An 11,788-nucleotide genomic window follows, 5' to 3' on the forward strand; every position below is an offset into this window, starting at 1 on the left:
ACTTTCGCCCGCTTGCGCACCCCTAAGGTCGCGGCTATACACCCGCTTCCTCGCGGGGCCGTGGTCCCTTCGTCTATCGGTTAGGACGCCAGATTTTCAATCTGGAGAGAGGGGTTCGACTCCCCTAGGGACTGCCACCCGCGAGGCTATATATCGGCTATGTTCCGCTTCGGCGGCGATGTGGTCCCTTCGTCTATCGGTTAGGACGCCAGATTTTCAATCTGGAGAGAGGGGTTCGACTCCCCTAGGGACTGCCACACTTTCGGCTGTATTTCAGAATTGTTTCTGTGTTGTTTCTGCGACGAAATGTCGCGGAACGCCTTTGTGCGCCGTTTTGACGTGATTTCGTCATTGACGGCTCTCCTCACGCGAGAACACTGTTCTCGTAGTGCTCGCTCCGATGGGCTGATTGGGCGAGCCAGAGGGGTGGGATGTCTGGTTTCGATTTTGAGGACGCTGCGGCGCACGAAGAGTTCGTGCGCATCAGCGGGAGGGTGAAGTGGTTCGACGCCGGCAAGGGTTACGGGTTCATCGTACCGGATGATCCGGGCCAGACCGGGCTCAAGGACGTGCTTCTGCATGTGACGTCGCTGCGCAACTGCGGGCGCGAAACCGCCATGGAGGGGGCGGTGATCGTGTGCGACGTGGTGCGAAGGCCCAAGGGCTGGCAGGTCAGCGAGGTCGTCAATCTCGACGAAAGCTGCGCGGCCGCGCCGATCGAGCGGCAGAGGCGCACCTTCGCCGACGGGCCGCCGCGCCGCGATCCCCTGCGGGAAGGCCATGGGCGTCACGCCCTGGAGCCCGAAGGGCCGGCCGAGCACGCCAAGGTCAAGTGGTTCAACCGCACCAAGGGCTACGGCTTCGTCATTCGCGACGCCGAGCCCGGGGACATCTTCGTGCATATCGAGACGCTCCGTCGGGGCGGGCTCGAGGACCTGCAACCGGGCGACGACGTCCTGGTGCGGTTCGCGCGGGGCCCCAAGGGCTTGGTGGTCGCGGAAATCACCGCCGGCGACGCCTGACTTTCGCCATCTCGGGGGGAAGGCTAGTCTCGACCGAGATTGGCTTCTCCCGAGGTGATGCGTGGCGGAACGGATGATCGGAAGGCGGGCGCTGCTCGCCGGGCTGATGCTGGGCGTCGGCGCGGGCGCCAACGCTTGGGCCGCGCCTGGGAGTAAGCTGGAGACGGTGGAAATCGTCACCCTGCGCGGTCGCCAACGCTTTCAGGTCGAGATCGCCGCCACCCGCGCCCAGCAAGAGCGGGGGCTGATGTTCCGCAAGAGCCTGGCGCCCGACCACGGGATGCTCTTCACCTACGCCAAGCCCCAGCGCGTGGCCTACTGGATGAAGAACACCCTGATTCCGCTCGACATCATCTACATCGCGCCGAACGGCAAGATCCTGTCGATCGCCCGCAACGCTCGTCCGCATGACGAGACGCCGCTGGCGTCCGGGGGGCTGGTTCTGGGCGTTCTGGAGCTGGCTGGCGGCCGCGCGGCGCAGCTGGGCATCCTGCCCGGCGACCGCGTTCTGCATCGAATCTTCCCGAAGGGGTGAATTGCGGCGTCCGGATCGTTGATCCGCGCTTCGAACCCCTGTAGAGCACGCGCCTGCCGATGTTTCGGAGCGTAGCGCAGTCTGGTAGCGCGCCTGGTTTGGGACCAGGATGTCGCAGGTTCAAATCCTGCCGCTCCGACCATCGGTAAGGTATTCTGGGAGAGGTCCATGCTGGCCCGCATCTATCGCCCCGCCAAGAACGCCATGCAGTCCGGCAAGGCCAAGACCAAGGACTGGGTGCTGGAGTTCGAACCGGCCTCGGCCCGCAAGCCCGATCCCCTGATGGGCTGGACCACGTCCAGCGACATGAACGGCCAGATCCGCCTGACCTTCGAGAGCCGCGACGAGGCGGTGGCCTACGCCCAGCGCCACGAGATCGCCTTCCAGCTCTTCGAGCCGAAGACTTCCAAGCGGATCATCAAGGCCTATGCCGACAACTTCGCCGCCAACCGCAAGCAGCCCTGGACCCACTAGGGCCGCCGCGGACCAGGCCGGCCAGCGCGCGCCCTTAGCTCAGCTGGATAGAGCACTCGCCTTCTAAGCGAGCGGTCGCTGGTTCGAATCCAGCAGGGCGCGCCATTCCCGTACAAAACCCGGCACCGCTAGAGCCGCCGATTCTACGCCGTTGTTGGACGCCAAGGTTCTGAGCAGTTCGACCTTCGAGCCGCAGATTCTGGCTTCGAACGGCGACACCAGCTCGACCTTCTGGGCGACGGCGCGGATCAGGTCGCGGCGGTAGCCGCCGTCGTTATCTCTGAACATCTGCCGGGTCGCCTCGGAGAACCTTCGCAGCAGGTCCGGGGTCAAGGCGGGGGTGATCTTGTCGATCGCTGAAGCGGCCCGTCGGGCGTCGCCGTCGGCGGCGTCGCGGTGGGCTTTCAGGTCCGCGACCCGCTGTTTGAGCGATCGGTCGGTGGGGTCGACGATCCCTTGCTCGATGGACAGGTAAAGCCGCTGCAAGCGCTGCTCGGCTTCGGTCGCCCGCCTTTTCAGGTCAGCGACATGGCGGTGGCGACGCTCGATCCATTCGGAGCGGCGGTCGAGGATGTTGTCCATCATCGTCGCCAGCCGCTTGGGATTGAGCAAGCGGGTTTCCAGGTGATCGATGACCGAGGCGTCCAGCAGATCCATGCGGACGGACAGGCCTTCGCAGCCGGTCGCGCCTTGGCGCGCCTTGGTGCAGCAGGTGTAGTAGCGGTAGGTGCTGCCCTTGCCGGTGCGCAGGGTCATGGCCTTGCTGCACAGGCCGCAGAAACAGATCCCGCCCAGCAAGATGGGGCTGTTGACGAACCGCGGGGCCATGGCGAGCGGGTTGCGCAGCGACATCGCCCGCTGGACCGCATCGAAGGTCTCGCGGTCGACCAGCGGCGGCACGGACATGATCACCCGCTCGTGGTCGTCCTTTTGCTCTTGGCTGGCCCAATGGCGGCTGTTGAAGACGTGCTCGCCGATATAGGTCGTTCGCGTCAGGGTATGGTGCACCGTGCCCACGCCCCACCGGCCGCCGCCGCGTGTGGTGATGCGCTTGTCATTGAGATGGTTGGTGATCGATTTCACGCCCATCGGCCCGCTGCCGTCGTGGCCGTGAAGCGCGAGGCGGAAGATCGTTCGTACGGTCTCAGCCCCGATCGGGTCGATCTCCAGCTTCTTCTTGATCCGTTCGCCGCGCTGCTCGGCGGCCACAACCCTGTAGCCCAGCGGCGGGTGGGAGCCGTTCCAGAAGCCTTGCCGCGCGTTCTCCTTCATGGCGCGCAGGGTGTGCTTGGCGTTCTCCTTCGACTGATACTCATCGAAGAGGTTCATCATCTGGCGCACCATCACGCCCATGGGGTCGTCGCCGACCTCCTGGGTGATCGAGACGATCCGCACCCCGTTCTTGGCCAGCTTGCGCGCGTAAAACTCGAACAGGAACTGATCGCGGAAGAACCGCGAGAACGAGTGCACCAGGATGACTTGGAACGGCGGCGGCTTGGCCATCGCCGCATCGATCATCTGCTGGAAGGCCGGACGGCGGTCGTCGGTGGCCGTATTGCCAGGCTCGATGAACTCCTCGGCCACGGGCCAGTTCTTGCCCTCGCAATAGGCGCGAAGCTGTCGGCCTTGGTCGGGGATGGACAGGTCGCTTTCGGCCTGGCGGCCGGTCGAGACCCGAAGATAGAGCGCCACATGGGGCAGGGACGGGGGCGGAGGTGTCTTGCGCTTGGCCATTTTGCTTCCTGCGGATCAGGGCAGGGGTCCGAGCAATTCGGCCAGCACCTTCTCCAGATAGGCCTCGGTCAGCTGGAGTTCGCGCAGGGTGATAGGCGGCGCGTCTGGCCAGTCGTCTGAAACCGAGATGGAGACGCGCGAGGCCGGGGGTGTTGGTAGTCGGCTCGGGAATTTATTTAGGTAGTCGTAGAGATCGGTCGGTATCACACGGCGTCGGGGCGGATGTCGGGGCATCGCCTAGGTTCACGCCTTGGGGTTTCCAGGAGCAAGGTGGGCCGTTCCGCCGTCGTGGAAAGACAGGAAAACGGCGGCTTTGGCGTGAACCAGATCACGGCTGAATGGCGTAGAACACCCTAGGACGCAGCGCGTCGCTTTCCTCCCCGGCTCTGGCGCGGTAGGGCTCCGGTCTTGGCGAAGGCCTCGTCAAGCTTGCCATGTATGCTCTCGTCCGGCTCCTTCTCGACCGTCTCTACGCGCGGCATCTTCGCGATCTCCAAGACCTCACCCTTGATGGCGTCGCGCAGACGCCAGTTGCCCTGTTGGTGTCCTGATCCCTGGTGCTCGATGACGATCAAGGGATTCCACTTCTTGTCGCTGATCAGCATGTCGACACGCCGTGGGTTGAACGCGCCGTGCACCCCTGTCCAACGCGCGCTGTCCGGGGTGTCGAGGAATTCTCCCATGCTGACCTGCGGGCTCAGGTATAAATCGTTGGCTTTTGTCCAGGCGTGGACTTGCCAGAAGGTCCTATTTTCCTCGCGATTCAGCACCGTTATGGGCTGGACCGCCGAGGCGCCGAGCTGACGGGCCCGTCGCACCGCCGCCAAATGCCCCTGCAGAATAGTAGCCTCCTCTTCCAAGCGCCTGCATTCCGCCGGATCGTCCGGCAGTTCAGCCTCTTCGATTTCGAGGGAGGCGTCGATTGCCGCGGGTTTGCGGCGCTGGTCGATCTCATCGAACTCATCGCGGGCCAAGGCCAGCTTCAGTTCGGTCTGCAGCTGGGCGATTTTTCGATCTGCGTCGTAGAGGCGATCTTCCAGGTTCTCACTGTTCCGTCGGAGCCCGGCGAACTGGGCTTCCACCTCGTTGGCGCGGCTCGTCAGGCGCTGGTTTTGGTTGGCAAGCTGCTGCTGTTTGATCTCGGCGGCCTGCCTTTGCAGGACCAGCGTCGCGTTAGCGCTCTGGAGCATCCGACGATCGCGCCAGGCCCAAATCGCCACCCCGCACCCGCACACCGCCAGGATCAACGGGAGCTGCGCTGCCACCCACGACGCCAAGCGAGCGACCAAGGAGGGCTTAGCCACGGTCTGGGCCAACGCCGGCGGCTTCTTCGTGTGATGGGGCGAAGCCTTGTGTCGCTTGTTCCTGTGGCCGGTCGCGCGTCCCTTACCCTTCGCCTTGGACTTGGGTTTGACGGCGGGCGAGGGATCATCGCTTTTTGCTTCAGTCGAAAGGGGTTCGTCAGCGGCCGCTTCGATCTCTATCCCTGTACCGACCTGGAGGATGGCGGCCTGAGCTGGCGCAGCGATCAGCAGGCTCAAGGCGAGAATGGACGCGGGGCGGAAGGCCGTGCGGAAATGCGACATGGGCCAAGGCTAGGTCTCAACCTTTCGGCGATTCCTAAGAAGCTTGCTTAAGGCCAAGGTTACCGTGAGCGGCGGCGTCGCTGGCGCCTGTTCCTGACGCTCAGCGCTACCTGCGCCACGTCGCGAACGGCGTCTTTGCGCCTTTGGGCGCGCGGACTAGGCGGCTGACCTCGGGAACCAGGGCGTCCGCATCGGGGTCGTTCTTCGGGTTGAGTTTCCAAGACTGGAAGCGCCAATTGTCGAAGGCGTAGCTTTTGATCTGGGGATCGAACCGGAAGGTGACGTAGTCCGTCCAATGCGCGCCGCAGGCGACGCCGTTCTCGACGGTGAAGTAGGGACCTTTCACCACGATCTGGCCGTCCTCGAACGGGTCGCAGCCGTTTCCGGCAAGGCCCGCGTCATCGGCGCGCAGGACGACCTCGTCGTTGCGACCCGCCAGCCCATAGCGGCCGTCGGGGCGCCGTTCGAAGATGAGCAAAGGCCTTGCGGGGGCACGATCCGATGCCTTCGGCTCGTGCGTGGCGTCGAGCGCCACGATGTAGAACAGATGGCCGCCGTCGACGGAGGCGCGGGTCGAAGCCAGGACGCCATAGCCGGGCGGCAACTGCTTGGTGATCTCATTGGGAAGATCCGCGGCCGAGGCGGCGCCGGCCGCGAAGCACAGCAAGGCGAGACTTTTTCCGAGGATGGAGCGCATCCCGCAGACTTGCCCGTTCCAACCCTGGTCCGCAACGGGCCGATCACCCCGCCGGGCGGGATCCGGCGCCGCGACCTGCGCTTGAGGGCTTCAGCTCGCCTTTCGGCGAGCCTTCGCGCCTTCGGCATCAGGAGAGCCGCCGGCGGTCACGCTCGGTCCCGCGGCTTTCGTCGCTCCCTCGGGCGCGACCCTTTCGGGCAGGCTTTGGCCTGCCGCCGGCCGCTCGACGCCGCCTCCCGCCACGCGCGGTGCGCGGGCTCCTGTGCAGGCTTCATTCTTGGAGGGCGGGCTTTGCCCGCGTGCTTAGGGCTCCGCCCTCGGCGCGCTTCGGATCGGCTTCCGCCCAGCTTCGGGCGAAACGGGCAAGGCTTGGCCATTGTTCAAGGACGCCCTGCAGCCGGGTCCCCGCGAAGCCGCCCCTCCGCTTGCACACCCGGTCTCGCCGACGGGCGCCGGGTTCAGGCGCGCTTTGCGCCTGAACCCGAACCCCTGAAGGGAGAGACATCAATGACCGAGCAAGACCATGCCGCCGCTATCGCGGCGTTGAACGACGCCTGCCGGGCCGAGCCCGGCGCGGGCTGGATGCTGACCCCCGGCGTGCGGGGGCTGTCGGTGGCCGATCAGGCCAGCGCCTTCGCCGCCGTCACGCGCTTTGCGGACTTCTCCGAGGACAACGACCCCTATGCCGAGCGTGACTTTGGCGCGGTCACGGTCGGCCGTGCGCGGCTGTTCTGGAAGATCGACTATTACGACCTCGACCTCTGCATGGCCTCGCCCGATCCGGCTGACCCAGCCGTGACCAAGCGGGTGCTGACCTTGATGTTGGCCGAGGAATACTGAGGACCGGACGCCGCCGCGCCTGGGTGCGGCGGCGTCCCTTTGTCCGGCTGGTTGGGGCGGGGCGTTGGATGGCGTCCGCGCGGCCGATCCTTTTGGGATCGGCCGCTTTCCTTTGGACGGGGGGACGCCGGGACGGCGCCGGCGCGATAACGGGACAGTCTAGGCGCGGGACCATCCCTGCGATGGCCGGGCTCGTGTCGAGTGACCATACCTGCGGCGGCCCTGGTCGAACGTTCAAGCGCTTGTCACCCCGGGATGGCCTACGCACGTCCAGCGGCCATCTTTGCTTCTCCGTCAGCGCTGGTAAGGAGAGCCGGCCGCCCTTAGACCGCTGCGGTCGGCGCTCGCCGATTCCGCCATTTAGGACTTCGCGTCGTGTTCAAGACCACCCGCGCCGAGGCGCTCGTGACGGCCCGCCGCCTGCTTCGCGGTTACGCTAGCGCGCCCGATCCTCGTCGCCAGATCCAGAACCTCTATAGCGCGATGGTCCATGGCGAGGGCTGGTCCGCGCCTCAGGAGGCGGAAATCCTCGCTTTCGGGGCCTGGCTCCAGGCACATCCCAGTCTCGGGGAGCTCAAACCCCGCTGTGAAGCCTTGCTCGCTAAGCTCGGCTGAACGCATCGCCTAGCCGACGTGGTCGGGCTTGGGCGGGACCACGCTGGATTTGCGAACGGCGTTCGGCCAAGCTCCGGTCATGGTCAAGCTGTCTCGCCCCGTTCTGGTGCTGATGATCGCCGTCGCGATCGCCGGCTATTTCCTCGGTGGCGCCACGGCCAAGGACAACAGCCTGTTCGGCGCGACGGTCGCGGCCTGGGCGCAAGCTGTCTTCGCCGCGGCGGCTGTCTTTGCCGCCGCCTGGCTGCAGGAGCGGTTCATCACGCGCCAAGCCATCGCGTCCAAGACCCGGACCTATGAAAACGCAGCCTCCACGGCGCGGTGGGTGCTGCAGACGTTCCAGGCGGTCCAACGGGCCGTCGAAGGCAAGAACCTTAGTCTCAAGGCCTTCGTGGCGCTGCAAGAGCAGGGGCCCCTGACGCTTTCCATGAAGGTGCTGGGCGAGCTCAAGCTCTCTGAGTTCGACGATCCGGTCCTCGCCACGGCGGTCTTCAATCTGCAGAGCACCATGATCGTTGTGGCCGAACGGCGCGCGCCCCAGTTCCAGACGGCCAGCCTCACCGACAGTCCGATCGTCACCGAAGGTTGGTTCTCGCAGAATGCCGTCGACGTCTTCAACAAGGCCGCGTCGGTCGAGCGAAGGGTTGCGGAACTTTGCGGACGGGCGCCGGCGCAATTGCAGTGATGTAGGCTCTGCGCTGTGTATCACCCCAAGCCGACAAATGCTCCGCGTGGCGATTTAGGGTTCCCGCCACACGCCCCGGTGCGAGGGACCATCTCCGCGACGGCAGCGCCCACCGCGATATCTCTCGTCGCCAAGCCGCGCCGCTCAGTCCGAGCCGTAGGTCCCCGACTCGATCTAGTCGAGGACCCGCAGTTCGGCGCGTTCCCACCCCTCCGCCGCCGCCGCCAGGGCCTGGCGTGCCTTGGCGATCCAGGCCGGGTCGGCGATCGGCGTTTCGGCGAGCGCGCGCAGACTGTCGGGGGTGACGTCGACCGATGTCGGCGCCGGGCTACCGTCTGTCTCTGCGTCGGGGCCCTCGGCGTGAGCGGCGACCCGATGTTCGTTGCGGATCGGCGGACGTCGCGGTCCATCGTCCAGCGGCCATGTCTTCCAGACCTCGGCCTCGGCCATGCCGCGCTGGCGGGCCTCGTAGCGAGCGACCTGGTCCATCATGGCCGGAACGAGGCTCGGTCTGTTCCAATGTTGCGCCGCCATCGGGGCCAGAAACGGCTCGGGATGGCGCAGGATCGTGAACACCCGATCGACCACCTCGATCATCAGCGCCTTCATCTCCGCATCGTCGAGGCGCGCGACATCGGCCCAGGCGATCTGGCCGTAAGGGGTGACGACCTTCACATCGCTGTAGTCGCCCACGGCGGTGGCCGGCGAAACGCCGGTGTGAAGTTCCTCCAGCCCCGAATTGCGAAAACCCTTCTCGACCAGGGCCAGGGTCAAGGCCGCTCGCCAGGCCTGCTCGTCGATGTCGGACGCGTCGCTCATCGGCGCACCAAGGCCTCTGACGCCCGCCGGGTCAAGATCGATGGATGGCGTGAGGGTCCATCTCTGCGACGGCCGCACTCGCGTACGAAGTCGCGGATCGGGATCGCCCACCGGCTTTCACGCTTCGTTGGTCGCTGCGCGCGCTGTCCTTGAGGGGCCGCTGCCGCGGCCCGTGGCTTGGGGCTCCGCCCCCGGCGCACTTCGGATCGGCTTCCGCCCAGCTTCGGGCGAGGCGGGCAGGCCTGGCTGTCGGGAGATGACGCCCTGCAGCCGGGTCCCCGCGAAGCCGCCCCTCCGTTTGCACCCCCGGTCTCGCCGACGGGCAAGGGTTCAGGCGCGCCTTGCGCCTGCACCCCAGCCCCAAGGAGGCAGATCATGACCACCCAGCAAACCCCAGCGGTCGCTAGGGCCGCGTCCCCCGCGAGCCTCGTTGTCCAGTACGGCGAGGTCCGGGACATTCCCCTCAACCGCCTCAAGGCCTCGCCGAAGAACGCGCGGCGCGTGGGCCACAGCGCCGAGGTGATCGAGGCCCGCGCGGCCTCGATCACCTACAAGGGCGTCCTGCAGCCGCTCGTCGTCGAGCCCGAGGTCAAGGACGGTCGCGAGACCGGCTATTACCTCGTCAGCGCGGGCGAAGGTCGCCGCCAAGCCTTGCGTCTGCTGGCCAAGCGCAAGGCCCTGGTCAAGGGCGCGCCGGTGCGGTGCGTGGTCGATACGACCAACGACCCGGCCGAGGTGTCGATGGATGAAAACCTAAGTCGCGAACCGATGCACCCGGCCGACCAGTTCGAAGCCTTCAAGGACCTCGCCGAACGCAAGGGCTACGGGGCCGAGGAAATCGGGGCGCGGTTCGGGGTCAAGCCCGAGATCGTCCGTCAACGCCTGCGTCTGGGCGCCGTCGCCCCCGCGCTGCTCGACCTCTACCGCGAGGAAGCCCTGACCCTCGATCAGGTCATGGCTTTCGCGGTCAATCCCGATCCTGAGCGGCAGATGCAAGTCTACGCCCAGCTTCCGTCCGGCAATCGCCAGCCCCACACCATCCGCCGGGCAATGACCGACACCAAGGTCGCCGCCGACGATCCCCGCGTGCGGTTCGTCGGACTGGACGCCTATGTCGCGGCGGGCGGGCCGGTCTTGCGCGATCTCTTCACCCCGGACAGCGAGGGGTGGGTCGAGGATGTGGTCTTACTGGACCGTCTCGTCGGCGAAAAGCTTGTGGCCATGGCCCACGACATCCGCGAGCGCGAGGGCTGGAAATGGGCCTCCGCCCATCTTGCCTTCCCGCACGGTCACGGCTGTTCCCGCATCTGGGAACACGCGCTGACGCGGACTCCCGAGGCAGCGCAGGCCATCGCCGCCCTGCAAGCCGAGGAAGCGGCCCTGACCGACCAATGGGCCGAGATCGACCCGCCGCCGCCGCAGGTCGCCGCCCGGTTCGAAGCGATCGCGGCCGAGCTGGAGGCCTTGGGAGACGACTACGGCCACACCCCGGAGGAAAAGGCCCGCGCCGGGGTATTGGTCGTCCTGACCCCCTATGGCGAGGCCAGGATCGACCGGGGGTTCGTGCGCCCCGAAGACGAGCCCGCCCCCGAGGCCGAGCCCGAGCTGGAGGCCGAGGCCGAGAGCGAAGGGGCGCGCGCCGCGTTCGACCCCGGCGAAGGAGATGAGCAGAACGGAGAGGACGACCAGGGGCGCGAAGGCGGCGACGTCGAAACCGGTGGCAAGACCGAGGACCCCCCAGGCGATCCGGCCGCGCCCTTGCCCGATCGGGTGATCGCCGAGTTGACCGCCCATCGCAGCGCCGCCTTGCGCGACGCCCTGGTCCAGAACCCCGATCTGGCTCAGGTGGCCTTGGTCCACGCCTTGGTCAGCCGGGTGTTCGGCGTGGGGAGCGCGGCGACCTGCCTCGACATCCGCTGGGGCTCGCGCGACCTCAACCAATTCGGCGAGGGTATTGAGGACAGCCCAGCCGGGTTGGCCATCGCTGAGCGCCATCGGCTCTGGGCGCGTCAAATGCCGACTCGCACCGAGGACCTCTGGGACTTCGTCGTCGGGCTGGATGGCGACAGCCGCGCCAGCCTTCTGGCCCACTGCGTGAGCCTGACGCTCGACGGTGTGAAGTCCTGGGAGCGGCGCCCCGCGTCGGTCCTGGCCCATGTCGAGACCCTGGCCACGGCTCTGGACCTCGACATGCGCGCCTACTGGAAGCCTACCGCCGCGCGCTACCTCGACCGCGTGACCAAGGCCCAGATCGTCGCCGCCGTCGGCGACGGGGTGTCGGACGAAGCGGCGGCGCGCCTCACGGGCCTCAAGAAGCCCGACATGGTCGCGACCGCAGAGCCGCTGCTGGTCGAGGCGGGCTGGCTCCCGGCCGTGCTGCGCACGGTCAAGCCCGAGGCGTCCGAGCCTGAAGCGTCGGAGCCTGATCCGGCCATGGTGAGCGGGGACGAGGAGGGCGGCGCGACCTTTGTCGAGACCGAAGCGGACGGCGCCGAGGCTGAGGCCGAGGCGATTGCCGCGACCCCGCTCGACCCGCCCGAGCCTCTGACGGACGAGGCCGAGCCGCTGGCGACCTTGGGCGATGCGGATCAGGCCGAGGCGGCGCTGTCCGAGGCCGAAGCCGACGAGGTCGAGGCCCTGCTGCCCGTGGCGGGCTGAACCTGACGGGCGGCCCCCGGGCTGCCCGTCACCTTGGTCCGGGCGCGGGGGGGGGGGGGGGGGGGGGGGGGGGGGGGGGGGGGGGGGGGGGGGGGGGGGGGGGGGGGGGGGGGGGGGGGGGGG

Annotated in this window: 11 protein-coding genes and 4 tRNA genes; 11 read left to right on the forward strand and 4 right to left on the reverse strand. The window is 67.1% G+C overall.

What is annotated here, in order from left to right:
• Nucleotides 1-62: 62 nt before the first annotated feature.
• From AC1RJ9_RS22290 to AC1RJ9_RS22320, 7 genes are all read left to right on the forward strand, one after another.
• Nucleotides 63-137: transfer RNA gene (locus AC1RJ9_RS22290), tRNA-Glu, on the forward strand.
• Between the two features lie 45 nt (nucleotides 138-182).
• Nucleotides 183-257: transfer RNA gene (locus AC1RJ9_RS22295), tRNA-Glu, on the forward strand.
• A gap of 174 nt (nucleotides 258-431) precedes the next feature.
• Nucleotides 432-1,022 (forward strand): stationary phase survival cold shock domain protein CspD, encoded by a 591-nt coding sequence (gene cspD, locus AC1RJ9_RS22300; RefSeq protein WP_492840054.1) that lies wholly within the window; start codon nucleotides 432-434, stop codon nucleotides 1,020-1,022.
• Between the two features lie 106 nt (nucleotides 1,023-1,128).
• Nucleotides 1,129-1,557, forward strand: coding sequence for a DUF192 domain-containing protein (locus AC1RJ9_RS22305; RefSeq protein WP_492840151.1), 429 nt, complete (start codon nucleotides 1,129-1,131; stop codon nucleotides 1,555-1,557).
• Between the two features lie 65 nt (nucleotides 1,558-1,622).
• A tRNA-Pro gene (locus AC1RJ9_RS22310) sits at nucleotides 1,623-1,699 on the forward strand.
• A gap of 26 nt (nucleotides 1,700-1,725) precedes the next feature.
• On the forward strand, nucleotides 1,726-2,031 hold the full coding sequence (locus AC1RJ9_RS22315) for an ETC complex I subunit (RefSeq protein WP_492840053.1): 306 nt from the start codon (nucleotides 1,726-1,728) through the stop codon (nucleotides 2,029-2,031).
• Nucleotides 2,032-2,059: 28 nt separating this feature from the next.
• A tRNA-Arg gene (locus AC1RJ9_RS22320) sits at nucleotides 2,060-2,136 on the forward strand.
• On the opposite strand, the gene AC1RJ9_RS22325 is transcribed toward AC1RJ9_RS22320, so the two are convergent.
• From AC1RJ9_RS22325 to AC1RJ9_RS22335, 3 genes are all read right to left on the reverse strand, one after another.
• Nucleotides 2,095-3,765 (reverse strand): recombinase family protein, encoded by a 1,671-nt coding sequence (locus AC1RJ9_RS22325; protein ID WP_492840149.1) that lies wholly within the window; start codon nucleotides 3,763-3,765, stop codon nucleotides 2,095-2,097. The two genes, AC1RJ9_RS22320 and AC1RJ9_RS22325, sit on opposite strands and share 42 nt — an antisense overlap.
• Before the next feature lie 353 nt (nucleotides 3,766-4,118).
• Nucleotides 4,119-5,351 carry a DUF2726 domain-containing protein gene (locus AC1RJ9_RS22330; protein ID WP_492840052.1) on the reverse strand — a complete coding sequence of 411 codons (1,233 nt, stop codon included), beginning with the start codon at nucleotides 5,349-5,351 and terminating at the stop codon, nucleotides 4,119-4,121.
• Nucleotides 5,352-5,457: 106 nt separating this feature from the next.
• The gene (locus tag AC1RJ9_RS22335) at nucleotides 5,458-6,048 is read right to left on the reverse strand and encodes a hypothetical protein (RefSeq protein ID WP_492840051.1); all 591 of its coding nucleotides are present in this window, start codon (nucleotides 6,046-6,048) and stop codon (nucleotides 5,458-5,460) included.
• A gap of 507 nt (nucleotides 6,049-6,555) precedes the next feature.
• Between AC1RJ9_RS22335 and AC1RJ9_RS22340 the strand changes: the two genes are divergently transcribed.
• From AC1RJ9_RS22340 to AC1RJ9_RS22350, 3 genes are all read left to right on the forward strand, one after another.
• The gene (locus AC1RJ9_RS22340) at nucleotides 6,556-6,888 is read left to right on the forward strand and encodes a DUF3768 domain-containing protein (RefSeq protein ID WP_492840050.1); all 333 of its coding nucleotides are present in this window, start codon (nucleotides 6,556-6,558) and stop codon (nucleotides 6,886-6,888) included.
• Between the two features lie 375 nt (nucleotides 6,889-7,263).
• Nucleotides 7,264-7,503 carry a hypothetical protein gene (locus tag AC1RJ9_RS22345; protein ID WP_492840049.1) on the forward strand — a complete coding sequence of 80 codons (240 nt, stop codon included), beginning with the start codon at nucleotides 7,264-7,266 and terminating at the stop codon, nucleotides 7,501-7,503.
• Between the two features lie 106 nt (nucleotides 7,504-7,609).
• On the forward strand, nucleotides 7,610-8,188 hold the full coding sequence (locus AC1RJ9_RS22350) for a hypothetical protein (RefSeq protein WP_492840048.1): 579 nt from the start codon (nucleotides 7,610-7,612) through the stop codon (nucleotides 8,186-8,188).
• Nucleotides 8,189-8,362: 174 nt separating this feature from the next.
• On the opposite strand, the gene AC1RJ9_RS22355 is transcribed toward AC1RJ9_RS22350, so the two are convergent.
• A complete protein-coding gene (locus tag AC1RJ9_RS22355; protein ID WP_492840047.1) occupies nucleotides 8,363-9,007 on the reverse strand; it encodes a hypothetical protein in 645 nt (214 codons plus the stop codon).
• Between the two features lie 375 nt (nucleotides 9,008-9,382).
• Between AC1RJ9_RS22355 and AC1RJ9_RS22360 the strand changes: the two genes are divergently transcribed.
• Nucleotides 9,383-11,665 (forward strand): ParB/RepB/Spo0J family partition protein, encoded by a 2,283-nt coding sequence (locus tag AC1RJ9_RS22360; RefSeq protein ID WP_492840046.1) that lies wholly within the window; start codon nucleotides 9,383-9,385, stop codon nucleotides 11,663-11,665.
• The last annotated feature ends 123 nt before the right edge of the window (nucleotides 11,666-11,788 follow it).

This window comes from Caulobacter sp. GW822-FHT07D08, from assembly GCF_058798735.1.

Coding starts and splice junctions, on each gene's coding strand:
- AC1RJ9_RS22340 (WP_492840050.1), top strand. CDS start 6,556: ATGACCGAGCAAGACCATGCCGCCGCTATCGCGGCGTTGAACGACGCC.
- AC1RJ9_RS22360 (WP_492840046.1), top strand. CDS start 9,383: ATGACCACCCAGCAAACCCCAGCGGTCGCTAGGGCCGCGTCCCCCGCG.
- cspD (WP_492840054.1), top strand. CDS start 432: ATGTCTGGTTTCGATTTTGAGGACGCTGCGGCGCACGAAGAGTTCGTG.
- AC1RJ9_RS22330 (WP_492840052.1), bottom strand. CDS start 5,351: ATGTCGCATTTCCGCACGGCCTTCCGCCCCGCGTCCATTCTCGCCTTG.
- AC1RJ9_RS22315 (WP_492840053.1), top strand. CDS start 1,726: ATGCTGGCCCGCATCTATCGCCCCGCCAAGAACGCCATGCAGTCCGGC.
- AC1RJ9_RS22335 (WP_492840051.1), bottom strand. CDS start 6,048: ATGCGCTCCATCCTCGGAAAAAGTCTCGCCTTGCTGTGCTTCGCGGCC.
- AC1RJ9_RS22305 (WP_492840151.1), top strand. CDS start 1,129: ATGCTGGGCGTCGGCGCGGGCGCCAACGCTTGGGCCGCGCCTGGGAGT.
- AC1RJ9_RS22325 (WP_492840149.1), bottom strand. CDS start 3,765: ATGGCCAAGCGCAAGACACCTCCGCCCCCGTCCCTGCCCCATGTGGCG.
- AC1RJ9_RS22355 (WP_492840047.1), bottom strand. CDS start 9,007: ATGAGCGACGCGTCCGACATCGACGAGCAGGCCTGGCGAGCGGCCTTG.